This is a genomic window from Nioella nitratireducens, assembly GCF_001879715.1.
Lineage (GTDB): Bacteria > Pseudomonadota > Alphaproteobacteria > Rhodobacterales > Rhodobacteraceae > Nioella > Nioella nitratireducens.
Genome location: NZ_MNBW01000003.1, coordinates 142,985 through 165,857, shown reverse-complemented (window position 1 = coordinate 165,857; position 22,873 = coordinate 142,985). Strand labels below are relative to the sequence as shown.

At 64.0% G+C, this 22,873-nt stretch carries 21 protein-coding genes and 1 tRNA gene; 14 read left to right on the top strand and 8 right to left on the bottom strand.

The window, feature by feature from the left end; genetic code table 11:
* The first annotated feature begins 237 nt into the window (after nucleotides 1-237).
* From BKY27_RS03795 to BKY27_RS03775, 5 genes are all read left to right on the top strand, one after another.
* A complete protein-coding gene (locus tag BKY27_RS03795) occupies nucleotides 238-1,203 on the top strand; it encodes a VOC family protein (protein ID WP_071673112.1) in 966 nt (321 codons plus the stop codon).
* 72 nt (nucleotides 1,204-1,275) lie between these two features.
* Entirely contained in the window at nucleotides 1,276-2,187 is a 912-nt protein-coding gene (locus tag BKY27_RS03790; protein ID WP_071673111.1) for a LysR family transcriptional regulator, read from the top strand.
* 99 nt (nucleotides 2,188-2,286) lie between these two features.
* Nucleotides 2,287-3,945, top strand: a complete 1,659-nt coding sequence (locus tag BKY27_RS03785) for a sulfatase-like hydrolase/transferase (RefSeq protein ID WP_071673110.1) — start codon at nucleotides 2,287-2,289, stop codon at nucleotides 3,943-3,945.
* The gene (locus tag BKY27_RS03780; protein ID WP_071673109.1) at nucleotides 3,938-6,034 is read left to right on the top strand and encodes a TRAP transporter permease; all 2,097 of its coding nucleotides are present in this window, start codon (nucleotides 3,938-3,940) and stop codon (nucleotides 6,032-6,034) included. The genes BKY27_RS03785 and BKY27_RS03780 overlap by 8 nt, the downstream gene beginning before the upstream one ends.
* A 26-nt stretch (nucleotides 6,035-6,060) precedes the next feature.
* Nucleotides 6,061-7,038 (top strand): TAXI family TRAP transporter solute-binding subunit, encoded by a 978-nt coding sequence (locus tag BKY27_RS03775; RefSeq protein ID WP_071673108.1) that lies wholly within the window; start codon nucleotides 6,061-6,063, stop codon nucleotides 7,036-7,038.
* A gap of 91 nt (nucleotides 7,039-7,129) precedes the next feature.
* Here the strand turns inward: BKY27_RS03775 and BKY27_RS20620 are convergent, their stop codons facing one another.
* From BKY27_RS20620 to mntR, 3 genes are all read right to left on the bottom strand, one after another.
* Nucleotides 7,130-7,258, bottom strand: coding sequence for a DUF6538 domain-containing protein (locus tag BKY27_RS20620; protein WP_407668407.1), 129 nt, complete (start codon nucleotides 7,256-7,258; stop codon nucleotides 7,130-7,132).
* Nucleotides 7,259-7,357: 99 nt separating this feature from the next.
* A tRNA-Ser gene (locus tag BKY27_RS03770) sits at nucleotides 7,358-7,447 on the bottom strand.
* A 131-nt stretch (nucleotides 7,448-7,578) separates the two neighbouring features.
* Entirely contained in the window at nucleotides 7,579-8,007 is a 429-nt protein-coding gene (gene mntR / locus BKY27_RS03765; RefSeq protein ID WP_199559064.1) for a manganese-binding transcriptional regulator MntR, read from the bottom strand.
* 129 nt (nucleotides 8,008-8,136) lie between these two features.
* Here mntR and BKY27_RS03760 point away from each other — a divergent pair, with 129 nt between their 5' ends.
* Nucleotides 8,137-9,456 carry an Nramp family divalent metal transporter gene (locus tag BKY27_RS03760; protein ID WP_071673107.1) on the top strand — a complete coding sequence of 440 codons (1,320 nt, stop codon included), beginning with the start codon at nucleotides 8,137-8,139 and terminating at the stop codon, nucleotides 9,454-9,456.
* Between the two features lie 71 nt (nucleotides 9,457-9,527).
* Entirely contained in the window at nucleotides 9,528-10,529 is a 1,002-nt protein-coding gene (locus tag BKY27_RS03755; protein WP_071673106.1) for an NADP-dependent oxidoreductase, read from the top strand.
* Nucleotides 10,530-10,609: 80 nt separating this feature from the next.
* Here the strand turns inward: BKY27_RS03755 and BKY27_RS03750 are convergent, their stop codons facing one another.
* Both BKY27_RS03750 and ychF read right to left on the bottom strand, forming a co-directional pair.
* Nucleotides 10,610-11,539 (bottom strand): nucleoside hydrolase, encoded by a 930-nt coding sequence (locus tag BKY27_RS03750; protein WP_071673105.1) that lies wholly within the window; start codon nucleotides 11,537-11,539, stop codon nucleotides 10,610-10,612.
* Nucleotides 11,532-12,629: a redox-regulated ATPase YchF gene (ychF, locus tag BKY27_RS03745; RefSeq protein WP_071673104.1), complete on the bottom strand. Its 1,098-nt coding sequence runs from the start codon at nucleotides 12,627-12,629 to the stop codon at nucleotides 11,532-11,534. The genes BKY27_RS03750 and ychF overlap by 8 nt, the downstream gene beginning before the upstream one ends.
* Nucleotides 12,630-12,786: 157 nt before the next feature.
* Here ychF and trpA point away from each other — a divergent pair, with 157 nt between their 5' ends.
* Together trpA and BKY27_RS03735 are read left to right on the top strand one after the other, a co-directional pair.
* Nucleotides 12,787-13,578, top strand: coding sequence for a tryptophan synthase subunit alpha (gene trpA, locus BKY27_RS03740; protein WP_071673103.1), 792 nt, complete (start codon nucleotides 12,787-12,789; stop codon nucleotides 13,576-13,578).
* A gap of 251 nt (nucleotides 13,579-13,829) precedes the next feature.
* A complete protein-coding gene (locus BKY27_RS03735; RefSeq protein WP_071673102.1) occupies nucleotides 13,830-14,993 on the top strand; it encodes an alpha-hydroxy acid oxidase in 1,164 nt (387 codons plus the stop codon).
* 84 nt (nucleotides 14,994-15,077) lie between these two features.
* Here the strand turns inward: BKY27_RS03735 and BKY27_RS03730 are convergent, their stop codons facing one another.
* Genes BKY27_RS03730 through BKY27_RS03720 form a run of 3 tightly spaced genes read right to left on the bottom strand, consistent with a single transcriptional unit; the run spans nucleotide 15,078 to nucleotide 18,953 of the window.
* Nucleotides 15,078-17,105 (bottom strand): M3 family metallopeptidase, encoded by a 2,028-nt coding sequence (locus BKY27_RS03730; protein ID WP_071673101.1) that lies wholly within the window; start codon nucleotides 17,103-17,105, stop codon nucleotides 15,078-15,080.
* A 56-nt stretch (nucleotides 17,106-17,161) separates the two neighbouring features.
* On the bottom strand, nucleotides 17,162-18,043 hold the full coding sequence (locus BKY27_RS03725; protein ID WP_071673100.1) for a DMT family transporter: 882 nt from the start codon (nucleotides 18,041-18,043) through the stop codon (nucleotides 17,162-17,164).
* Nucleotide 18,044: 1 nt separating this feature from the next.
* The gene (locus tag BKY27_RS03720; protein WP_071673202.1) at nucleotides 18,045-18,953 is read right to left on the bottom strand and encodes a LysR family transcriptional regulator; all 909 of its coding nucleotides are present in this window, start codon (nucleotides 18,951-18,953) and stop codon (nucleotides 18,045-18,047) included.
* A 259-nt stretch (nucleotides 18,954-19,212) separates the two neighbouring features.
* On the opposite strand from BKY27_RS03720, the gene BKY27_RS03715 reads away from it, so the two are divergent.
* The 5 genes from BKY27_RS03715 (at nucleotide 19,213) to BKY27_RS03695 (ending at nucleotide 22,872) form a co-directional block, all read left to right on the top strand.
* The gene (locus BKY27_RS03715) at nucleotides 19,213-19,794 is read left to right on the top strand and encodes an FMN-dependent NADH-azoreductase (RefSeq protein ID WP_071673099.1); all 582 of its coding nucleotides are present in this window, start codon (nucleotides 19,213-19,215) and stop codon (nucleotides 19,792-19,794) included.
* Nucleotides 19,795-19,833: 39 nt separating this feature from the next.
* Complete coding sequence (locus BKY27_RS03710) at nucleotides 19,834-20,364, top strand: hypothetical protein (RefSeq protein WP_071673098.1); 531 nt, start codon at nucleotides 19,834-19,836, stop codon at nucleotides 20,362-20,364.
* Nucleotides 20,365-20,522: 158 nt separating this feature from the next.
* Entirely contained in the window at nucleotides 20,523-22,037 is a 1,515-nt protein-coding gene (gene ffh, locus BKY27_RS03705; protein WP_071673097.1) for a signal recognition particle protein, read from the top strand.
* On the top strand, nucleotides 22,034-22,579 hold the full coding sequence (locus BKY27_RS03700; RefSeq protein WP_233491765.1) for a GNAT family N-acetyltransferase: 546 nt from the start codon (nucleotides 22,034-22,036) through the stop codon (nucleotides 22,577-22,579). The genes ffh and BKY27_RS03700 overlap by 4 nt, the downstream gene beginning before the upstream one ends.
* A complete protein-coding gene (locus BKY27_RS03695) occupies nucleotides 22,576-22,872 on the top strand; it encodes a chorismate mutase (RefSeq protein ID WP_071673096.1) in 297 nt (98 codons plus the stop codon). The genes BKY27_RS03700 and BKY27_RS03695 overlap by 4 nt, the downstream gene beginning before the upstream one ends.
* The last annotated feature ends 1 nt before the right edge of the window (nucleotide 22,873 follow it).

The window sequence follows — 22,873 nt, the reverse complement described above, 5'->3', positions numbered from 1 at the left end:
CGCCGCACGTTGCGCGCTATAGCCTGTCCTTGCGGCTTTTTTCGCCATCTCACCTCTGCGATTTTTACCATGTCGCGGCAGGGGCCCTGTCTACCATACAATAGGGCTATAGCCAGTAATTATGCCTGCGCACGGGGTTCCGAATTGCCAAGGCCCCACCATCATGGGATCGCTGCACCGGGACACATCTTACAGCGCGCAGTCCGGTCCCGGCGCGGCCAGTCACAAGGACGCCAGATGACGACGCCCCCAACGACCCCGTTCGACATCGCCCATTTGGGGCATGTCGAGATGCTTACAGACAGGTTCGAAGAAAGCCTTGACTTCTTCACGCGCGTGTATGGCCTGAAGCTGAGCGGGCAGGACGAAACCAGCGCCTATTTGCGGGCGTGGGACGACTACGAATTTCACTCGTTGAAGCTGACCCGCGCCAAAACGACAGGGGTGGGCCATATCGGCTATCGCGCCGCCAGCCCTGAAGCGCTGGACCGGCGGGTCGCCGCGATCGAGGCCTCGGGCTACAAGACGCTTGGCTGGGTCGAGGGCGACATGGGGCACGGACCCGCCTTTCGGTTCCACGACCCGTTCGGCCATGTCTTCGAAATCTACTACGAAACCCGCTGGCACGCGGCCGAGGGCGCAGACCGCCCTGCCCTCAAGAACACCGCCAGCGCCTTTACCGGCGCCCCGCCCCGGCGGCTCGATCATCTCAACCTGTTGTCCGAGGATGTGACCGAGTTTAAGCGGTTCATGGAAACCTGTCTTGGCAGTCGCGTGACCGAATATATCGAGTTGGACAACGGGCGGCTCGGCGGCTGCTGGTTCACGGTGAACAACAAGAGCTATGACCTCGCCTGCACCGAGGAACACGGCGGCGGTCTGGGGCGGCTGCACCACGTCACCTATGCCACCGACCAGCGCGAGGACATCCTGCGCGCCGCCGATATCTTCCTGCAAAACGGCGTCCATATCGAAACCGGGCCGCACAAGCACGCTATTCAGGGCACTTTCTTCCTCTATGTCTGGGAACCGGCGGGCAATCGCGTGGAATTGGCCAATGCCGGGGCCCGGTTGATCCTTGCGCCCGACTGGACACCAATCAAATGGACCGAGGCCGACCGCAAGAAGGGGCAAGCCTGGGGATTGAAAACCATCCCCAGCTTTCACACCCACGGCACGCCGCCCGTGCCCGGTAAGGACTGATCCGAACCGGCGCGAAGCCATTGGACCTCTCTGCCCGGCCCCGCCATACTGCGCGGCAAGGGAGGCGGCTGCATGAACCTCAAGCATATCGAGATCATTCTGGCGATCGAGACCGCCGGCAGCCTGCGGGCGGCCGCAAAGGCGCTTGGACGGACACAACCCGCGATGACCAAGGCCCTGCGGCAGGCCGAGGCCGATCTGGGCATGGCGATCTTCGAACGCGGGCCGAGCGGGGTTGTCGTCACCGAACAGGGCCGTGCGGTGCTGCGCCGGGCCCGGATCATTCAAGGCGAATTGCGCCGGATGGAGGATGAGGTCCGGCAGATGCAGGGCCAGATGGATGGCAGCCTTACCATCACCGTCTCACCGCTGGCTGCGGCCCGGTTCGTACCACCAGCAATCAAGCGGTTTCGGCGCCGCTATCCCGATGTGCATGTGCAAATCTCGGGCGGGCACGAACCGATGGCCTTCGGCCCCTTGCGCAACGGCGAGGTCGATTTCGTGATCGGACCGGCCCCGCTCGGTCATCGCGCCAAGGGGCTGAGCGTGGCTGAAATCACCCGCACGCCGATATCCGTCGTGACCAGCACCACGTCGCGCCATGCCACCGCCACAAGCGTGCTGGACCTGACCGAGGCAGAATGGATCATGATCGGCCCGCGCGAACGGCAGCCCATCGTTGCGGGGTATTTCCGTGACCTTGGCCTCGCCCCACCGGTGCCTGCGACCAACTCGGATTCGATCCTGTCGATTCTCGGGATGCTGCGCGACAGCGATCTGGTCTGCACCTTTCCTACCTTCCTTCTGGAAGAGATCCAGCAGATCTGGCCGATCGTCCCGATCCCGATCCGCGAACATTTCGATCCGGTCGTGATCGCCATAACACATTCGGCAGAAAGCCCCCTGACCCCGGCAGGTCAGTGTTTCCGCGATTGCCTTCTGGCCGTGGCCGACGATTTCGCCCGCACGCGTGGGTATTCCTGAAATTTATCTCAGTAACTTTTCAGGGACTATTTCCCCCTCTCCCCGCAGGATAGCGTCTACCCCGGGAGATCAGGCCACGGCCTGTCAAAGGAGGAACGCGTGAACATCCTGTTCATCATGTATGACCAGTTGAGGTTCGATTACCTCAGCTGCGCCGGGCATCCGCATCTGGACACCCCGAATTTCGACCGCGTCGCCGCCAAGGGCGTGCGTTTTACCAATGCCTATTGCCAGTCGCCGATCTGCGGTCCTAGCCGAATGAGTTTCTATACCGGCCGCTATGCCTCGTCTCACGGGGCACAGTGGAACGGCTACCCGCTGCGGGTCGGCGAGCAGACGATGGGCGACCATCTGCGCAAGGCCGGGATGGAGTGCTGGCTGATCGGCAAGACACATATGAAGGCCGATGCCGACGGGATGGAACGCCTTGGGCTTTCGCGCGACAGCGTGATCGGCGCGCGGCAGGCGGAATGCGGCTTCGATGCGTGGATCCGCGACGATGGCCTCTGGGCGCAGGGGCCGGACGGCTTTTATGACGAAAAACGATCCCCCTACAACGAATACCTGAAATCCAAGGGCTATCCGGGCGAAAACCCGTGGGCCGACTACGCCAATGCCGGAATCGAAGGTGGCAAGGTCGCCTCGGGCTGGATGTTCGGCAACGCCGACAAACCTGCCAACATCCGCGAGGAAGACAGCGAAACTCCGTGGCTGACCCGTCAAACGCTGGCGTTCGTGGACGCGCAGACCGGCCCGTGGTGCGCGCATGTCTCCTATATCAAGCCACACTGGCCCTACATCGTGCCCGCCCCCTATCACGACATGTTCGGCGCCAACCATGTGCCCGCCCCGACGCGGCACGAGGTGGAGCGCGAGAACACACACCCGATTTTTGATGCCTTCCTGACCTCCAGGATCTCCGAGGCCTTTCAGCGCGAAGAGGTCCGGCAAAAGGTGATCCCGGCCTATATGGGCCTGATCAAGCAATGCGACGACCAGTTGGGGGTAATCCTCGATTGTCTGGAGCGGACCGGGAAGATCGACGACACCATGATCGTCCTGACCTCGGATCACGGCGACTATCTGGGTGATCACTGGATGGGCGAGAAAGACCTGTTCCACGACCCCTCGGTCAAGATCCCGATGATCCTCTACGATCCGCGCTCCGAGGCCGACGCGACGCGCGGCACCACCTGCGACGCGCTGGTCGAGTCGATCGACCTCGCTGCGACCTTTGTCGAGGCCGCCGGGGCAGAAGTGCCGACCCACATCCTCGAAGGCCGCTCGCTGATGCCATGGCTGCGGGGCGAAACGCCCGCCGACTGGCGCGAGGCGGTGATCAGCGAATACGACTATGCCTGCCGCCCCTTTGGCAAGACGCTGGTGCAGCGGTCCGCCGATGCGCGGCTGTTCATGGTGTTCGACGGGCGGTGGAAACTGATCCATGCCGAGGGCGGCTATCGTCCGATGCTGTTCGACCTCGAAACCGACCCCGAGGAATTTCACGATCTCGCCAAGGGGCCGGGCCACGAGGACCAGATCGCCCGGATGCAGGGGTTTCTGGCTCAATGGGGCCTGCGCATGTCGCAGCGTGTCACGCGATCCGAGTCCGATATAACCGCCATGCGGGGCCGGTCCCTGCGGCGCGGGGTGTTGCCCTTCCTTTATGACGGGTCCGAAGTGTCCGAGGATTTGCTGGTGAAATACCGGGGCGAGGCCGAGCGCGACTTTACCATGCAGGAGACCGGCGATGACTGATCCGCGCCCGATCAAATCGCCCGATGACCGGCTGGTCGATATCCTGGCCGTGTTCTTCACGTTGGTCATCCTGACCTATGCCGCCAGCGGCCCGATCTCGGATTTCGTGCGCTGGTTCATCGAGAGCACCACCGCCGGTTGGGACGAGCTGTCGCGCCGGGACCAACGTATCTTGATGCGCGAACACTGGCTTGGCGGCGGCTTTCGCAGCTTCGAACGCAGCTTTCTTCAACCCACGGGCCTGATCCTTGGCCTGCCGATCACCTTCGCCTTCGCGATCACCCTGCTGACGCTGCACAAGCGGCCCGGTCTGCGCTGGCTGAACTGGCTTATGACGGTGCTGGCCGTGGGCGGGTTCACCATGTGGATCGTCAAGCTTTTCGGCACCGACGCGGGCCTTCTGCCGTCGGCGCAGCCGCTCGACTATGTGGTTTTTCCGATCATCACCACGATCACCCTCTACCTTGCGTGGCGGCTGTTCGGCGGCTTCATCGCGGCATTCTGTGTCTTCTGGGTGATCTATTTCTTTACCCGCGGGCTGTTTCCCGACTGGACCGGCATCCTTGCCGGGTCCGAAGCGACCCTGTCCCAGAACCTGCGCGCGATGGTCCAGAATTTCTGGGCACAGACCGGCGGTGCCTTTGGCCAGCCTTTGCAGGTCGTCTCTGGCAACGTCCTGATCTTTATCGTCTTCGGCGCGGTCCTGATGGGCAGCGGCGCGGGCGACCTGTTGATGAAGATCGCCAACCGGCTGACCGGCGGTTTCGTCGGTGGCGCGGCGCATTCGGCGGTGGCAAGCTCGGCTCTTTTCGGCACGCTGTCGGGCGCGGCGATTTCCAACGTGGTCTCGACCGGGGTCATGACCATTCCCGTCATCAAGCGGGCCGGTTTCAAGCCCGCGTTCGCCGGCGCGGTGGAGGCGGCGGCATCGACCGGCGGTCAAGTCATGCCGCCGGTGATGGGCGTCGTCGCCTTTTTCGTCGCGGGCCAGATCGGGCTGGAATATCGCTACATCGTGGTGGCCGCGATCCTGCCCGCGTTCTTCTACTACCTCGGTACCTTCCTGAGCGTCTATTTCGAGGCCCACAAGCAAGGCGTCGGCACCCTGCCCGCAGATCAGCGCCCCGGCCTGAACAGACACGAAGCCTTGCAATCCCTGGTCTTCGTGATCCCGCTCGGTGTGCTCTCGACCTTCCTGTTCATCCAGCCGTCCGTTCCCAAGGCGGGGTTCTACGGCTTCCTTGCGGCGATCCTGTCGGCACTGGTCCTGTTCCCCGAGTTCCGCAGCCGTCAGAAGATCTGGGCCGCGCTGGTCGATGCGGGCCGCATGTCCGCCTCCATCGTCACCATCGTTGCCGCCATCGGCCTGATCGTCGGGCTGATTCAGCTTTCGGGCTTTGCCGGGCGACTGTCGCTCTTGCTGGCGCAACTGGCCTCGGGCCCACTCTTCACCGTGCTGATCGTGGTGGCGCTCGGCTCGATCGTGTTGGGGATGGGACTGCCGCCCGGGGCGACCTATTTCATCATCGTGATCGCGCTGAGTTCCGGCATTGACGCCGTCGGCATTCCGGACCTGTCGTTACACCTCTTCGTGGTCTTCTTCGCGGTCATGTCAACGGTGACGCCGCCGGTGGCCCTTGCCGCCTTTGCCGCCGCGCCGATTGCCAAGGCTGACCCGATCGCAACCGGCTTCGCCGCCGCGCGGATCGGCATGGCGGGGTTCCTGATCCCCTTCGTCTTCGTCTACCACCCGGCGATGCTGTACAAGCTGATGGTGGTGTTCGAGTGGTTTGGCGGCGATCCCGTGACCTCGCGCGCCATGCTGTCGGCCGCCGATGTGACATGGGCCGGTTTCGCGTGGATCATTTTTGCTTTCAGCCTGTCGCTATGGCTGCTGGCCTCGGCCCTTGCCGGGTACGAAACCGCGCGCTTGAAAGCGCCGGAACGGGCCATGCGCCTTGTCGCCGGATTTGCGCTGCTCGTGCCGCAAACGCTCGTCGCCGCCCCGGCCGTCGCCCTTGGCGTCGTGCTGATCGCCTGGCGCCGCTTCACCGCCGGTGCCGGGCCCAACCCGGCCCCGAACCCATAATCACTGGATCACCTGGAGGAGGACACATGACCCATATCTTCAAAGGCGCCGCATTGGCCGCGCTGCTCGCCGCCAGCCCGGCCTTGGCACAGGACCAGACCTTGCGCATGGCCACAATCGCCCCCAGCCTCGGGCAGGCCATCACCATGGCGACCTTTGCCAATATCGTGAATGACAATCTCGACGGCATTACCATCGAGGTCGCCGGTGGCGGGGCCGCCACGCTGCACCAGTTGGAAGTCGGCCGGGGCAACCTCGATTTCGCCATGACCTCGCCCACCATCTACGCACTGATGTCGAATGGCCGGGCGATGTACCAGAACCAGCCCGACGCGATCGAAGCGAGCGAGAATGTCTCGCTGCTGATGTGGTTCCCTTACGGCCAGTATCACTACACTGTGCGCGGCGGCAGCGATATCGAGGTGCTGGACGACATCGAGGGTGCGACCGTCTTCATCGGACCGCAGGGCGGCGGGGCCTATAACGCCGCCTCGCGCTGGATCGAGGCCTCGACCGGCCTTGTTGTGGGCGAGGATTACGAAGCCATCAGCGCCAATTGGCAGACCGGCTTTCAGGCCTTTCTCGACGGCAATATCGACATGTATGTGAACGGCTGCCTCGACCCCTGCCAGCAGTTCATCCAGTTCTCGGAAACCGAACCGCTCCGCTTCATCGGCCCCGAAAGCACCGAAGGCGAGGCCGTCGACCAGTTCCTCGGAAATTTCAGCTATCTCGAAGAAATCCCGGCCGACGCCTATGCCAACCAGACCAACACCGCGCCGGTCTGGTCGCATAACACCGCCGTCGGCATCGGTGTGCGCACCGACCTGGACGACGAAACCGTCTACCAGATCACCCGCGCGTTCTGGGAAAACCTCGAACAGGTGACCTCCGACGCGCCCTGGGCCTCGGCGATCAGCATCGACTACGCCGTTCAATCGCTTGCAGGCATGCCGATCCACCCCGGCGCACGCCGCTACTACGAGGAAGTCGGCGCGCTCTGAGTGGTTGCCGCTCATCCGCGACACGAGGTCGGCAGAATCCTCTGCCGGCCTTTTTCGGCCTGCTGATTGAACCGCGTCCTTGCTGTGGACATCACGTCGCCGTCGCAGTCCATGAACGCAGCCTTTGGCGCCGACCCACCTTTTTGACGAGGTGGCGGGGCACGGCCATGCGAAAATAATATGTCGTGCCTCGCAGCACGAGATGCGGAGTAATGCCCATCCTTGGCGCTCCCACTGTAGCAGTGTTCTGTAGCAGGAGCCGGATTTGCCAGTTTCGCTCTTGGAAAACTGTAGATTGACCAGAGGGTTACAGGTCAAGTGGCGGAGACGATGGGATTCGAACCCACGAGACCCTTCCGGGCCTACTCCCTTAGCAGGGGAGCGCCTTCGACCACTCGGCCACGTCTCCGCGGACCCGTCTAACGATGGCGTCTGGGGAAAACAAGGCGAAATTTGGGGATTGGCAGGGGGCGTGTCGCTCGGGTCCAAGCCCCCGCGCAGACGGTGTTCCGCCGCGCGTCTGGCGGGCGGTGCACTGACTCAGCCGCGGCATTCCTTGAGGTAGGCGGCGAAGGCGGCCAGTGTCTTGTCCGAGACGTGGTGTTCGATCCCTTCGGCGTCCAGTTCCGCGGTGTCTTCGGGCACACCCACGGCGATCAGCAGTTCCACAACAGTTCTGTGGCGCGCCCGGACGCGATCGGCCAGGTCGGCGCCATCCTCGGTCAGGAAGACACCGCGATAGGGGCGCGAGGTCGCCAGACCTTCGCGTTTCAGCCGGGCAACGGCCTTGGTTGCCGTGGGCTGTGCCACGCCCATGCGTTCGGCGATATCGGCCACGCGGGCCTCGCCCATTTCGGCGATGAGGTCGCCGATCAGTTCCACGTAGTCCTCCAGCAAGGCCACCGCCTGCACCTCGCGGGCGCGGGCGAAGCGGTCGGCCTGTTGTTCGGGGGGGACGGTGTCTGGCACGGTGCGGGCCCTTCTCAACCTATCGGTGGGGAATGTTTTATAGCCAAAGCTTTCCCTCGCGGCCAGAAGATTCGGCGCAGGGCGAAAAGCCCCTTGCAGAAAAAATAGCATCGGCTATCAAATGCGCCCATGGCAATGCACCCCGAGTCCCCCCGCGACCTGAAGTCGCTCAGCGACCGCACCCGCAGCGGAATGTCCGACGTGCTGGCCGGGCAGCGCCCCGGCTGGCGGTCCAAGCTGTTGTTTGTCGGCCCCGCGATCATTGCCTCGGTCGCCTATATCGACCCGGGCAACTACGCGACGAATATTCAGGCGGGCGCGGGCTATGGCTACACCCTGCTATGGGTCGTCCTGCTGGCCAACCTGATCGCGATGTTGTTCCAGGCCCTGTCGGCACGTCTTGGCATCGTGACGGGCAGGAACCTGGCCGAGCTGTCGCGCGACCATTTCCCCCGCCCCGTGGTCTGGATCATGTGGGTGATCTCGGAAATCGCGGCCATGGCGACAGATCTGGCCGAATTCCTCGGTGGCGCCATCGGTCTATCGCTTCTGTTCAACCTGCCGCTGATCGTGGGCATGGCGATCACTGCCATCATCACCTATGCGATCCTGATCTTCGAACGCCACGGATTTCGCCCGATCGAGCTGGTCATTGGCGCGATGGTGGGGATCATCGGGCTGTGCTACCTCGCCGAGATGCTGATTGCCCCGGTCGATTGGGGGGCCGCCATCGCGGGAATGATGCAGCCCGCCCTGCCCGACAGCGTCGCCCTGACGATCTCGGTCGGCATCATCGGTGCCACCGTCATGCCGCACGCCATCTACCTGCATTCGGGCCTGACGCAGGGCCGGGCCACCATCCGCACCGATAGCGAACGGCGCAAGCTGCTGCGCTTTTCGAATATCGAGGTCGTGGTCGCCCTCGCCGTTGCGGGCATGATCAACATGGCGATGGTGATGATGGCCGCCAGCGCCTTTCACCAAGGCAACCCGGACGTGGCCGAGATTGAAACCGCCTACCACACCCTCACGCCTCTTCTGGGGGCGGCGGCGGCGGGCATGTTTCTGGCCTCGCTCATCGCGTCGGGCATTTCGTCCTCGGTCGTCGGCACCATGGCCGGGCAGATCATCATGCAAGGCTTCTTGCGGGTGCATGTGCCGATCTGGCTGCGCCGTCTGGTCACGATGGCGCCCGCCTTCGCGGTGGTGGCCGCGGGGGTGAATGCCACGCAGGCGCTGGTCCTCAGCCAGGTCGTGCTCAGCATCGCCTTGCCGGTGCCGATGATCGCCCTTCTGATCTTCTCGGGCCGCAAGGACATCATGGGCGCATTCAAGGTCGGCCCCGTTCTGTGGACCCTTGCCGGCCTGGGGTCGGCCATCGTGCTGGGGCTGAATTTCGTGCTTCTGGGCGATACGTTCGGGCTGCACCTGCCCTTCCTCGCCGACTGATCTGTCGGGATTTCGGGTTGCCCCCTGCCCCCGCTGGCCTCAGGATCGCGGCCAACAGGACAGGAGGCCCCATGAAAAACACCCAAGTCATTCTCGCCCGCCGCCCCGTGGGCGTGCCCAAGCCCGAGCATTTCGAGCTGCGCGAGACCGATGTGCCAGCGCTGCAAGAGGGCCAATGCCTGATCCACACCAGCCACTGGTCGGTGGACCCGGCGATGCGGGGTTGGGCCAATGACGTGCCGAACTATTCCCCCCCAGTCGCGCTAGGCGACCCGATGCGCAGCTTTGCCGTGGGCGAGGTCATTGCCAGCCGCCACCCGGACTATGCCGAGGGCGACGTGGTCGAAGGGCTGCTTGGCTGGCAGACCCATGTCGTGACAGACGGGGCCAACATCGGCCACAAGGTGACTGAAACCGACCTGCCGCGCTCTTACGCGCTCGGGATCATGGGTCTGAACGGCACCACCGCCTATTTCGGCCTGCGGGAAACCTGCGCCGCAAAGGCGGGCGATACCGTCGTGGTCTCGACCGCTGCCGGGGCCGTGGGGTCTGCCGTGGGGCAGATCGCCAAGGTCATGGGCTGCCGCACCGTGGGCATCGCGGGCGGGGCCGAAAAGACCCGGCAATGCCTTGCGGAATTCGGCTATGACGCCGCCATCGACTACAAGTCCGAGGATGTGGCCACGGCCATCGCCGCGGCTTGCCCGGACGGGGTGGATTGCTATTTCGACAACACCTGCGGGCCGATAACGGACGCGGTGATGACCAAGCTTGCCCAAGGCGCGCGGATCACCATCTGCGGCACGGCGGCGATCACCGAATGGGACCCTCTGCCCATCGGCCCCCGCGTGCACCGGCAATTGCTGGTCGCCCGCGCCCGGATGCAGGGCTTTTTGATCTTCGACTACATGGATCGCCTGCACGAAGCGCGCGACGCACTGGCGGGCTGGCTTCGCGCGGGCAAGATCACTGTGCGGGAGCATATCCTCGACGGGCCAGGGGCCGCGCCCGGCGCCATCGAGATGCTTTACAAGGGCGAAAACACCGGCAAGCTGATCATAAAGGTGGGCTGACCCCTGTCAGCCCCGACCGTCACCGGCACCACATCGGCCATCCAGCCCCGCAGCCAGACCGGCGCCCCTTTTATGGCAGCTTATGGCAGCAGGGCCAGCGTGTCGCGGAACACCTGCTTCACCGCCTCGGCCTGCACGCCCATGCAGACCTCGACCGGCAGGCGGGTGCCGCTTTCATCCGCGACGGTCGCGCCAATCGCCGCGCCCTCGCACACCACGCACAGCGGCACGGGCCGGGTCGTGAACAGCTCTGGATGCGCACAGGCAATGACGGCGGCGGGGTCGTGCAGCGAGCAGCCACCAAACTTGCCCACGCTCTCATAAAACCGCAGGTAGAACCGGCTCATCTCTTGCAGCATCCCGCCAAGGCGCGGTGCGTCTGCCGCGATGCCAGCGAAATCCTCGGCCGGGCACAGAATCTGGTGCGTCACATCCAGCCCCACCAGCGTGATCGGCGCGCCCGAGGCAAAGACCTCGTCCGCCGCGTGCGGGTCGTGGTAGATATTGGCCTCGGCATAGGGCGTGATGTTGCCGCCATCCTCCAGCGAGCCACCCATGATGACGATGCGCTTCACGTTCCGGGCAAAATCGGGGTCCAGCCGCAGCGCCTCGGCGATATTGGTCAGCGGCCCGATGGGGCAGACCACCAATTCCCCGGCATGGTTCCGCGCCATGCGCACCAGAAACGCCGCCGCGCTCTCACCCACAGCGCGACCGGTCGGCTCTTCCGCCGGGATATCGCCAAAGCCTTCTTCGCCATGCACCTTGGCAGATGGCGGGAACGGCGGCAGCACCAAGGGCCGCTCGGCCCCTCGGGCCACCGGGCAATGCAGCCCCGCCGCCTCGACCAGGCGCAGCGCATTGCGCGTCGCCTTGGCCGTGGTGACATTACCGAAAATGCTGGTCAGCCCCAAAAGGTCGATGTCCGGCGCGGCAGCGGCATGAAAGATCGCCATCGCATCGTCGATACCGGGGTCGGTGTCGATGATCAGCTTGACGGGATCAGGCATTGAACAGGAAATGCAGCACGTCGCCATCCTTGACGACATAGCTCTTGCCCTCGACCCGCATCTTGCCCGCTTCCTTGGCCCCGGTCTCGCCCTTGCAGGCCACGAAATCGGGGAAGGCGATGGTTTCCGCCCGGATGAATCCGCGCTCGAAATCGCCATGGATCACGCCCGCTGCTTGCGGCGCCGCCGTGCCCTTGCGGATCGTCCACGCCCGCGCCTCTTTCGGGCCGACGGTGAAATAGGTCTCAAGGTTCAACAGCTCATAGCCCGCGCGGATCAACCGGTCGAGCCCGGCCTCTTCCAGCCCCATTTCGCTCAGGAACATTTCGGCTTCTTCGGCGTCGAGCTGGCTGATCTCTTCCTCGATCTGGGCCGAGATCACGACCGTCGCCGCACCCTGCTCTTCCGCCATCTTGGCGACTTTTTCCGAAAACGCGTTGCCGGTGGCCGCTGACCCTTCATCGACGTTGCAGACATAAAGCACCGGTTTGGTGGTCAGCAGTTGCAGCATCTTCCACGCCTTGGCGTCCTCGTCCGATACCTCGACCAGACGCGCGGGTTTGCCGTCTTCCAGCACTTTCTGTGCCTCGGCCAGCAGGCGGTCTTGCTGCTGCGCTTCCTTGTCGTTGCCTTTCAGCTTGCGGACAAGGTTGGCGCGGCGCTTCTCGATGCTTTCCAGATCGGCCAGCATCAACTCGGTCTCGATGGTCTCGGCGTCGGCGATGGGGTCGATCCGGCCATCGACATGGGTGATGTCGTCATCCTCGAAGCAGCGCAGCACCTGCGCAATCGCATCCGTCTCGCGGATGTTCGCAAGGAACTGGTTGCCAAGCCCCTCGCCCTTGGACGCGCCTTTCACCAGACCGGCGATATCGACAAAGGTCATCCGCGCCGGGATGATCGCCTTCGACCCGGCAATGTCGGCCAGTTGATCCAACCGGCTGTCCGGCACCGCCACGTCGCCCACGTTCGGCTCGATCGTGCAGAAGGGGAAATTCGCCGCCTGCGCCGCCGCCGTTTTGGTCAGCGCGTTGAAGAGCGTGGACTTACCCACATTCGGCAGACCCACGATACCCATCTTGAAGCCCATCTCGGCCCTCCGCATCTTCGCTTTCGGCGCCTTCTATGCGCATGGGCGCGCCGCTGCAACGGGACTCGTGCGGGCAGGGCCGGTTGCGGGGCCGTTTCCCATTGATTTCCCCGTGCACATTCGCCAAACCAAGCCGGAACTCAGACGGGGGATCAGGATGACTCGGATCGACGCCAAATTCGCAGCACTCAAGGCGGACGGCAAAAAGGCTTTCGTGGCCTATGTGATGGCGGGCGACCCCGATTACGACACCTCGCTTGAGATCATCAAGGGCCTGCCCGGCGCAGGCGTGGATATCATCGAGCTCGGGATGCCGTTCACCGACCCGATGGCCGATGGCCCGACCATCCAGTTGGCGGGCCAGCGCGCCCTTGAAGGCGGGCAGACCCTGCAAAAGACGCTGGATATGGCCACCGAGTTCCGCAAGGCCGATGACAGCACCCCGATCGTGATGATGGGCTACTACAACCCGATCTACAGCCGCGGCGTGGACAGGTTCCTTGCCGATGCCAAGGCCGCAGGGATCGACGGGCTGATCGTTGTCGACCTGCCGCCGGAAGAGGATGACGAGCTGTGCATTCCGGCGCAAAAGGCCGGTCTGAACTTCATCCGCCTCGCCACCCCCACGACCGATGACAAACGTCTGCCCAAGGTGCTGACCAACACCTCCGGCTTTGTCTACTACGTCTCGATCACCGGCATCACCGGCGCGGCGGCTGCCGAGGCCACCGATGTCGGCCCCGAGGTTGCCCGGATCAAGGCGCAGACCGATCTGCCAGTGATCGTCGGTTTCGGCATCCGCACACCGGAAACATCGCAGGCCATCGCCTCGGTCGCAGACGGCGCTGTGGTCGGCTCCGCCATCGTGGGCGAGATCGCGGCGGGCAAGCCGGTTTCTGAAGTGCTTTCCTTCGTCAAGGGACTGGCCGACGGCGCACACCGCGCCTGACCCCCTGTCACCCCCGCGAAAGCGGGGGCCTGGCCCGTCCCCCTTGTCATCCCCGCGGACGCGGGGTTGTCCAGTCATACCGGCGCCCCTCCCTCCCCCCAAAAACGCCGTTCTGTCTGCACGCCCGGTGTACGGGGAGTGTACGGGGGGTGTACGCATGGCACCCCCCCAAAACGGGCCGCGACGCATTGGACGTTGCACGGGCAACGATGCATTGGTAAGAATTTCTCACCAATACGGGGAGGCCGTTCATGCCAGTCATCACCACGATCGAGGATCTCAAGCGAATCTATAAGCGGCGCACGCCCAAGATGTTCTACGATTACGCCGAGTCCGGAAGCTGGACGGAACAGACCTTCCGCGAGAACTCCAGCGATTTCGATGACATCTACCTGCGCCAGCGCATCGCCGTAGACATGACCGGGCGCAACACCGCGACCCAGATGATCGGGCAAGACGTCTCGATGCCGGTCGCGCTCGCCCCCGTCGGGCTGACCGGCATGCAATGCGCCGATGGCGAGATCAAAGCCGCCCGCGCCGCCGAGAAATTCGGCGTGCCCTTCACCCTGTCGACCATGTCGATCTGTTCGATCGAGGACGTTGCCGAAAACACGGAAAAACCCTTTTGGTTTCAGGTGTATACGCTGAAGGACGACGACTTCATGCAACGCCTGTTCGCCCGCGCGAAAGCGGCAAAATGTTCGGCCCTGGTGATCACGGTGGACCTGCAAATCATGGGCCAGCGGCATAAGGATATCCGCAACGGCCTGTCCGCCCCGCCCAAGCTGACCCCCAAATCCATCGCCAACATGATGACCAAGGTGCAATGGGGCCTTGGCATGCTCGGCACCAAGCGGCGCACCTTCGGCAACGTGGTTGGGCACGCCAAAGGCGTGGACGCCACCGGGTCGCTGTCGGCCTGGACCAGCCAGGCGTTCGACCATTCGCTCGACTGGGAGCGGATCAAGGAATTCCGCAAGTGGTGGGATGGCCCGGTCATCCTGAAAGGCATCCTCGACGTCGAAGATGCGAAAAAAGCGCTCGACGTAGGGGCCGACGCCATCGTGGTCTCGAACCATGGCGGACGCCAACTGGACGGCGCCATCTCCTCGATCCGCGCCCTGCAACCGATCCTCGACGCCGTGGGCGACAAGATCGAGGTGCATCTCGACAGCGGAATCCGCTCGGGTCAGGACGTCCTGAAAGCCATCTCGATGGGGGCCAAGGGGGCCTATATAGGACGGGCTTTCGTCTACGGCCTCGGCGCAATGGGCGAGGCCGGCGTGACCAAGGCGCTGGAGGTGATCCACAAGGAGCTGGACACCACAATGGCCCTCTGCGGCGAACGCGACGTCGCGAACCTCGGACCGCACAACCTGCTGGTTCCGAAGGGGTTTTCGGGCGAGTGGCAATGACCGCGCGACCCTGTGCGACCAGTGGCTGACGGCCGGGCGCAGGCGCCCGGCGTTACAGCGCGATAAAGCATCGGGTGCCCCCGATCACGCCGCCGCGTCCAGCCCCCGACCTTTCAACAGCGCCTCAACGCCCGGCATACGACCCCGGAACGCGGTGTAGAGCGCGTCGGCTTCCTCGCTGCCGCCAGCCGACAAGATGAACCGTTCCAGCTTGCCCGCCATTTCGGCATCAAAAGGATCGCCGACCTCCTCGAAGGCTTGATAGGCGTCGGCGTCCATCACCTCTGACCACATGTAGCTGTAGTAGCCCGAGGAATAGCCGTCGCCCGAGAACACATGGGCGAATTGCGGGGTGGCGTGGCGCATGACGATGGGTTTCGGCATCCCGATCCGCGCCAGGGTTTCGGCCTGCGCCGCCATCGGGTCTGCCGGGGCCGCCCCGTCATGAAAGTCCAGATCGACCAGCGCCGAGGCGACATATTCCACCGTCTGAAACCCCATGTCATAGGTCTGCGCCGCCAACAGCCGCTCCAGCACATCCTTGGGCATCGGTTCGCCCGTTTCCGCGTGCAGCGCATGTTTTTGCAGAACTTCCGGCACATCCAGCCAATGTTCATAAAGTTGGCTTGGCAATTCCACGAAATCGCGCGCCACCGAGGTGCCGGAGATCGAGCCATAGGTCACGTCCGACAGCATCTGGTGCAGCGCATGGCCGAACTCGTGGAACAGTGTGCGCGCATCGTCATAAGACAGCAGCGCCGGGGCCCCTTCCGCCGGTTTGGCGAAGTTGCAGACATTGACCACGATGGGCCGCACCTCCCCGTCCAGCTTTGACTGGCTGCGCATGGCCGAACACCATGCCCCCGAGCGCTTGGACCCGCGCGCGAAATAGTCGCTGAGGAAGACAGCCATGTGCCGACCGTTCCGCGTGACCTCCCACGCGCGCACGTCTTTATGATACATCGGGGCGTCCAGCGGCGTGAACTCCAGCCCGAAAAGGCGGTTCGCGCAGTCAAAGGCCGCGTCGATCATCCGGTCGAGCTGAAAATACGGCTTCAGCGCCGCTTCATCGAGGTCATGTTCGGCCCTGCGCCGCTTTTCTGCGTAATAGCGCCAGTCCCACGGCTCCAGATCGCCGTTGATCCCGTCCTCGCGCATCATCCGGGTCAGGATGTCGCCATCAGCCAACGCCTGCGCTTTCGCGGGCTTCCACACCTGCATCAGCAAATCGCGCACGCGTTCTGGCGTGCCCGCCATTTCGGTTTCCAGCTTGTAGGCCGCGAAACTGTCATAGCCGAGCAGTTTGGCCCGTTCGTCGCGCAGGGCCAGCACCTCTTGCGCGATACCCCGGTTGTCGGTCTCGCCGCCATTTGCGCCCCGTGCCGCCCAGGCCTTCTGGGCCTTTTCCCGCAGGTCGCGGCGGGGCGAAAATTGCAGGAACGGCACGATCAGCGAGCGCGACAGAGTCACCACCGGGCCATCAACGCCCTTCTCTTGCCCGGCCGCGTGGGCGGCATCGACAACGAAACCGGGCAGCCCGTCCAGATCGGTTTCAGATAATTCCATGAACCACTCGCGCTCATCGGCCAGCAGATTCTGGGTGAATTGCGTGCCAAGCACCGCCAGCCGCGATTTCACCTGAGTAAGCCGGTCACGATCCGCGCCTTCCAGTGCCGCGCCCGACCGGGCGAAACTGCGGTGTGTCAGGTAAAGCACACGCTCTTGTTCCGCCGTCAGGCCAAGGCCATCCCGCGCCTGCCACAGCGTGTCGATCCGCTGCCACAAGGCGCGATTGTTGGTGATGTCCGAGGAATAGGCCGACAGCTTCGGTGCCATGCTCCGCTGCAAGTCCTGCCGCGCGGGCGTCGCATCGGCCCCGGCAAGGTTGTAAAACACCCCCGCCACCTGATCGAGCCGCTTGTCCGCCCGTTCCAGCGCTTCGATCGTGTTGGCGAAGGTCGGCGGCGCGGGGTTGTCGGCAATCGCCGTGATCGCGGCGCGCCCCTCGTCCAGTGCGGCGTCCAATGCGGGGCCGAAATCCTCATCCGTGATGGCGTCGAAGGGTGGCAGGGCAAAGGGCGTCTGCCAGTCTTGCAAGAGCGGGTTGGTCATGCCTGTAGTCTCCTCATGTCCCATAAATAGGCGCGGTGTCCGCGCCGCGCGAGGGGTCAGCCCTCTTCCTTCAACAGAAGCAACAGCGCCACGCAGGTCAGCGCGATGCCCCCCAACACGTAGATCGTGGGCAGGCCATTGCCCAACAGGAACTCCCACCCGATGACCCATGTGGGCGTCAGATAGGTGTAGGCCATGACCTTGTAGGCGGGCAGGCGCATCGACGCGAATTGCAGCAGCACCACGGTTACCGCCGTGGCGAAGACCGCCGTGTAAAACAGCGTGATCCAGACGATCATCGGCAACGCCGCCCAATCGGTGCCGACCACGGCGGGCCAGCCCCATGCGAACAGAACCACCGCACCGCCCACCATCGTGCCAAAGGTCGACACCGGCGCGGGCTCGCCCCGGTTCAGGGCGCGCACCATCGGTGTGTAGACGGCATGCGACACGCAGCCGACAAAATAGATCACCTCACCCCGCCCCACCTGGAACGCCAGCAGCGCCGACAGATCGGCCCGAAAGATCACCCACAAGGCCCCGGCCCCGCCGATGGCCAGCGCCAACGCCATGCGCCCAGTCATGACCTGCCGCAGCAAGAGATAGCCAAACCCCGCCGCCATGATCGGCGTCAGGGTAAAAACCGCCGCCGCCGACACCGGGGCCGCCGTCTTCAACCCTTCGAACATCAACACGAAATAGGCGCCGAACAGCCCCCCAAGCACGAGGTATCGCCACGGCGCACGGAATTGCCAGCGTTCGAACCCGCCACGGGCCTGCACCAGAGACCCGACCACAACGGCCCCAAAGACGAAGCGCACCGCGTTGAAGGCGGCCGGATCAATGTGATTGGCCGTCATCGAGCCGAGCGAGAACGACCCAGCCACAAGCGCCGAAAAGGCGAGCATGGCCAGATGGCCGCGTGTAGAATCCGTCATGTCAGGCTGGGTCCACCGGCCATTGCTGCACCTTCTCTTTCAGAAAGCGCAGCACCGTCTGGACCTTGGCCGTGCGGTGCAGGTCCATGTGGGTCACCAGCCACAGCTTGACCGTCCATTCCTCCAGCGGGGGCAGCATCTCGACAAGGTCGTCATTGGTTTGCAGTTCGAGGCTGGACACAAAGCCGATCCCCATGCCCGACTTGACCGCCTGTTCCATGCTGTCGGTATCGTTGCACTTGAAGCGGATGCATTCGGGGGGCACCACGTCGACCAGCCAGCGCAAGAAGGGCGCACGCGGCGTTTCCTGCGTGGTTCCAATAAAGCGGTGTTCGGCGACGTTGTCTTCGGTCAGCGGTCCGAATTGCTCCAGATACCCCTTGGTCGCGCAGAGCACGCTGGAAAAGGTGCAATAGGGTTGGACGATGTTGTCGGGGTTGTCACCGGGGCGACCGGCCCGGATGGCGACATGTGCCTCGCCATATTCCAGCCGGTAGAGTCGCATATCTGTCAGGAATTGCACCTCTAGCCCCGGATGCTGTTCCTGAAATTCGCCAAGCGCCGGGACGACAAGGGGCGCGAAGGCCGAGAGAGAGGTGATGCGCAGATCGCCTGTCACTTCGTTGCCGCGCCCGCGAATGCGGCTGGCCAATTGGCCGAACTGGTCATCGGCCCGCGCGCCCACGGCCAGCAGATCCTGCCCGGCCTCGGTCGGCGTATAGCCGCGCGCATGACGTTGAAAGAGCTTTGCCCCAAGCCGCGCCTCAAGCGAGTCGATATGGCGGATGACCGTCGCATGATGGACGCCCAGAACCTCGGCTGCCCCGCTCACGGTGCCCATGCGCGCCACCTGATAGGCGGTGCGTATTTCGTCCCAGTCGCTGAATGACACCTGTGCGTGCTCCCACATTTCCCTGTCTGGCCGCATATTGTGTGCGCATTCGAGCAAAAGCAACCACCCTCGGGCGATCCCGAACCCCGCCCCTGCCAGAACGAATGTCCGCAGCCAGCGGCCCTTGGGAAACCGTTGATCCGGCAGTTGGCGCTTTGGCAAGCCATCCGTTTACTTGTGCATTTCCGCGCAGCGCCTATCAGGTTTTGCCCGTTTCCATGTGTCGGCGCACGGAGCATGTCTTTGTCCATAATCGCATCCGACAAAGGAAACCCCCATGACCAACCACATCCTGCGCATCGACGCCTCGGCCCGCCGCACCGGCTCTGTCAGCCGCGACCTTGCCGACCGCATCCTGTCCCGCTTCCCCGATGCCACCGTCACCACCCGCGACCTGTCGGGTGGCATGCCGCTGATTGACGAAAGCTGGGTGACCGCCAATTTCACCCCTGCGGACGAGCGCACCAAGGCGCAGCGCGAAACGCTTGCCCTGTCGGATGAGCTGATCGCCGAAGTCACCGCCGCCGACACGTTGGTCATCGGTCTTCCGATCTACAATTTCGGCGTGCCCGCGACCCTCAAGGCATGGGTCGATCAGGTCGCCCGCGCCGGCGTCACCTTTCGCTATACCGAAACCGGCCCCGAAGGTCTGCTGACCGGCAAACGTGCCATCGTCGCCGTGGCGTCCGGCGGCACCGAGGCCGGGTCCGAGATCGACTTCGCCACTGGCTATATCCGCCATGTGCTGTCCTTCATCGGCATCACCGAGGTGGACTTCGTGGCCGCCGATCGCCTCATGCTCGACCCCGAGGCCACGCTGAAGGCCGCTCACGCCCAAGTCGAGGCTCTTGCCGCCTGACACTTCTCGCGGCGCGTTGCCCATGCTACGCTTGCGCCCATGCTGCGCGCCGCGATCCTGCTGATCCTTTTGCCCGCCAAGGCAATTGCCCTGACCTGCTCGCTGACCTTTTCGGTCCACGTGACCCACGGCATCGGCACCTACCCGCCCGGCACCGACCTGCAAGGCGCGGCCCAGTTCGAAACCCTGCGCAGTTTCCGGCAAGAGGGCGGCGCAACCGCCCATCTGGCCACCGGCACCATGTCGCTTGATGGCCATATCACCGGGCGGCTCTGGACCCTCATCACAACCAGCCGCACCGTTGCCGCCGACCTGGTGGGCCTTTATGCGCTGGATGTGGAGGGGCTGAGCTTTGTCGGGCAGGAGTTTCGCGGTCCCATGGCCATCACCCTGTATGGCGACCCCGGCAGCTGGCCCTATGCCCGTCCGCCGATCTCGCAAGAAGAATGGGACAGCCTGACGCTGCGCCGCGTCTTTCAACTTCACGCGCCAGACAGCAACGATATGCTCGGCGGCGATGTCACGGCGCTGACCGCGTCCTGTATTGACTCCCCCGAGGAACAGCCCTAAAGCCATTTCCAAATCCGGGAAGTGCCAACTTTCCGGTCCTGAGTCTGTTTTCAGGATCGCCCCCCGTCAGCGAGGTTTCGCCCACGGGGGTGTTGGTGCATTCCTCGCCGCCCCCTATCTGGGGAAGGCAACAGTCGTAGAGAAAAGGGGCCGCGCCCATGTTCGAAAATCTGTCCGAACGCCTGTCTGGTGTCTTCGACCGCCTGACCAAACAGGGTGCTCTGTCCGAGGACGATGTTCGCACGGCAATGCGCGAGGTGCGGGTCGCCCTGCTGGAAGCCGACGTTTCCCTGCCCGTCGCCCGCAACTTCATCAAGGCTGTCGAAAAGAAGGCCACCGGAAGCGCCGTCACCAAGTCGGTCACACCCGGTCAGCAGGTCGTCAAGATCGTCCATGACGAGTTGATCGAAACCCTGCGTGGCGAGGGCGACCCCGGCGCGTTGAAGATCGACAACCCGCCTGCCCCGATCCTGATGGTCGGTTTGCAAGGGTCGGGCAAGACGACCACCACTGCCAAGCTCGCCAAGCGTTTGAAAGAGCGCGAGGGCAAAAAGGTGCTGATGGCCTCGCTCGACACCAATCGCCCGGCGGCGATGGAACAGCTCGCTATCCTTGGCACCCAGATCGGCGTGGACACCCTGCCGATTGTCAAGGGTGAGACAGCGCAACAGATCGCCAAGCGCGCCAAGACGCAGGCCAGCCTTGGTGGCTATGATGTCTTCATGCTGGACACCGCCGGTCGTCTGCACATTGATCAGGAATTGATCCAGCAGGCGCAGGAAGTGCGCGACATCGCCAGCCCGCGCGAAACGCTGCTCGTCGTCGACGGCCTGACCGGTCAGGACGCTGTGAACGTCGCGCAGGAGTTTGACGACAAGATCGGCGTGACCGGGGTTTGCCTGACCCGGATGGACGGCGACGGGCGCGGCGGCGCGGCCCTGTCGATGCGCGCGATCACCGGCAAGCCCATCCGCTTCGTCGGCCTCGGCGAAAAGATGGACGCGCTGGAAACGTTCGAGCCAGAGCGGATCGCCGGCCGCATTCTCGGCATGGGCGACATCGTGGCCCTGGTGGAACGCGCGCAGGAAACGCTGGAGGCCGAGCAGGCCGAGCGCATGATGCGCCGTTTCCAGAAGGGTCAGTTCAACATGAACGACCTCAAGGGCCAGCTTGAGCAGATGCTGAAGATGGGCGGCATGGAAGGCATGATGTCGATGATGCCGGGCATGAAGAAGATGGCCAAGCAGGTCGAGGATGCCGGGTTCGACGACGCCGTGATCCGCCGCCAGATTGCACTCATCCAGTCGATGACCAAGAAGGAACGCGCCAACCCGCAGATCCTTCAGGCCAGCCGCAAGAAGCGCATCGCGGCGGGGGCCGGGCAGGACGTGTCCGAGTTGAACAAACTGCTGAAAATGCACCGCCAGATGTCCGACGCGATGAAGAAGCTCGGCAAGATGGGCAAAAAAGGCATGATGCGTGGCGGTCTTGGCGCGCTCTTCGGCAAGGGCGGCGGGATGCCGCCGGGCATGGGCAACATGGGTGGCATGGATCAGGCGGCGCTGGAACAGGCCGCCAAGCAGATGGGCGGCCCCGGTGCAGGCGGTCTGCCGGGCCTCGGCAGCGGGGCCGACCTGCCCCCCGGCCTGTCCGGCTTCGGCAAGAAGAAGTGAGCCTGCCCCTGCCCCATATCCCCACGCTCGAAACCGAGCGTCTCGTCCTGCGCGCGCCGCAGATGGACGATCTGCCCGCGTGGGCGGCATTCGTCGCGTCCGACCGGTCGCGTTTCGTGCGCGGCGACGACACCAGCGAGCGGACGGCATGGCGTGGATTTGCCCATGTCGCGGGGATGTGGATGCTGCGTGGCTATGGCAGCTTTGTTTATGCGCTGAAAGAAACGCCTGACCAGCCTCTCGGCATGACCGGCCCGTGGCATCCCGTGGACTGGCCCGAGCGTGAAATTGGCTGGACGGTCTGGACCGCCGACGCCGAAGGCAAGGGCTACGCCCGCGAGGCCGCGACCGAGGCCCGCCGCTTCGCCTATACGGATTTGCACTGGCCCACGGCCGTGTCCTACATCGACCCGGCCAACACGCGGTCGATCGCGCTGGCGGAACGGTTGGGCTGCGTTCTGGACCCCGACGCCCAGCAGCCAGAATTCGATGGCGAGGCCCTGCTGGTCTATCGCCACCCCAGCCCGGAGACCCTTTCATGACCGACGACACCGCCCGCGCGGCCGAGATCCTGAAGGAACATCGAGAGTCGATCGACCGGCTTGACGCGATCCTGGTCTACACGCTTGGCGAGCGGTTCAAGCACACCCAGGCCGTTGGCCGACTCAAGGCCGCGCACGACCTGCCCGCCTCCGACCCGGCCCGCGAAGAACGGCAGATCGCGCGGCTGGAGGATTTGGCGACCGAGGCCGATCTCGACCCGGAATTCGCCAAGGCTTTCCTGAACTTCATCATTCAGGAAGTCATCAGACACCACAAGAAACATCAGGAATAAC

What these genes read in the sequence shown, in the direction of transcription:
- BKY27_RS03795 (WP_071673112.1), top strand. Translation starts at nt 238, where the DNA reads ATGACGACGCCCCCAACGACCCCGTTCGACATCGCCCATTTGGGGCAT.
- BKY27_RS03790 (WP_071673111.1), top strand. Translation starts at nt 1,276, where the DNA reads ATGAACCTCAAGCATATCGAGATCATTCTGGCGATCGAGACCGCCGGC.
- BKY27_RS03780 (WP_071673109.1), top strand. Translation starts at nt 3,938, where the DNA reads ATGACTGATCCGCGCCCGATCAAATCGCCCGATGACCGGCTGGTCGAT.
- BKY27_RS03775 (WP_071673108.1), top strand. Translation starts at nt 6,061, where the DNA reads ATGACCCATATCTTCAAAGGCGCCGCATTGGCCGCGCTGCTCGCCGCC.
- BKY27_RS20620 (WP_407668407.1), bottom strand. Translation starts at nt 7,258, where the DNA reads ATGGGCATTACTCCGCATCTCGTGCTGCGAGGCACGACATATTATTTT.
- BKY27_RS03760 (WP_071673107.1), top strand. Translation starts at nt 8,137, where the DNA reads ATGGCAATGCACCCCGAGTCCCCCCGCGACCTGAAGTCGCTCAGCGAC.
- BKY27_RS03755 (WP_071673106.1), top strand. Translation starts at nt 9,528, where the DNA reads ATGAAAAACACCCAAGTCATTCTCGCCCGCCGCCCCGTGGGCGTGCCC.
- BKY27_RS03750 (WP_071673105.1), bottom strand. Translation starts at nt 11,539, where the DNA reads ATGCCTGATCCCGTCAAGCTGATCATCGACACCGACCCCGGTATCGAC.
- ychF (WP_071673104.1), bottom strand. Translation starts at nt 12,629, where the DNA reads ATGGGCTTCAAGATGGGTATCGTGGGTCTGCCGAATGTGGGTAAGTCC.
- trpA (WP_071673103.1), top strand. Translation starts at nt 12,787, where the DNA reads ATGACTCGGATCGACGCCAAATTCGCAGCACTCAAGGCGGACGGCAAA.
- BKY27_RS03735 (WP_071673102.1), top strand. Translation starts at nt 13,830, where the DNA reads ATGCCAGTCATCACCACGATCGAGGATCTCAAGCGAATCTATAAGCGG.
- BKY27_RS03730 (WP_071673101.1), bottom strand. Translation starts at nt 17,105, where the DNA reads ATGACCAACCCGCTCTTGCAAGACTGGCAGACGCCCTTTGCCCTGCCA.
- BKY27_RS03725 (WP_071673100.1), bottom strand. Translation starts at nt 18,043, where the DNA reads ATGACGGATTCTACACGCGGCCATCTGGCCATGCTCGCCTTTTCGGCG.
- BKY27_RS03720 (WP_071673202.1), bottom strand. Translation starts at nt 18,953, where the DNA reads ATGTGGGAGCACGCACAGGTGTCATTCAGCGACTGGGACGAAATACGC.
- BKY27_RS03715 (WP_071673099.1), top strand. Translation starts at nt 19,213, where the DNA reads ATGACCAACCACATCCTGCGCATCGACGCCTCGGCCCGCCGCACCGGC.
- BKY27_RS03710 (WP_071673098.1), top strand. Translation starts at nt 19,834, where the DNA reads ATGCTGCGCGCCGCGATCCTGCTGATCCTTTTGCCCGCCAAGGCAATT.
- ffh (WP_071673097.1), top strand. Translation starts at nt 20,523, where the DNA reads ATGTTCGAAAATCTGTCCGAACGCCTGTCTGGTGTCTTCGACCGCCTG.
- BKY27_RS03695 (WP_071673096.1), top strand. Translation starts at nt 22,576, where the DNA reads ATGACCGACGACACCGCCCGCGCGGCCGAGATCCTGAAGGAACATCGA.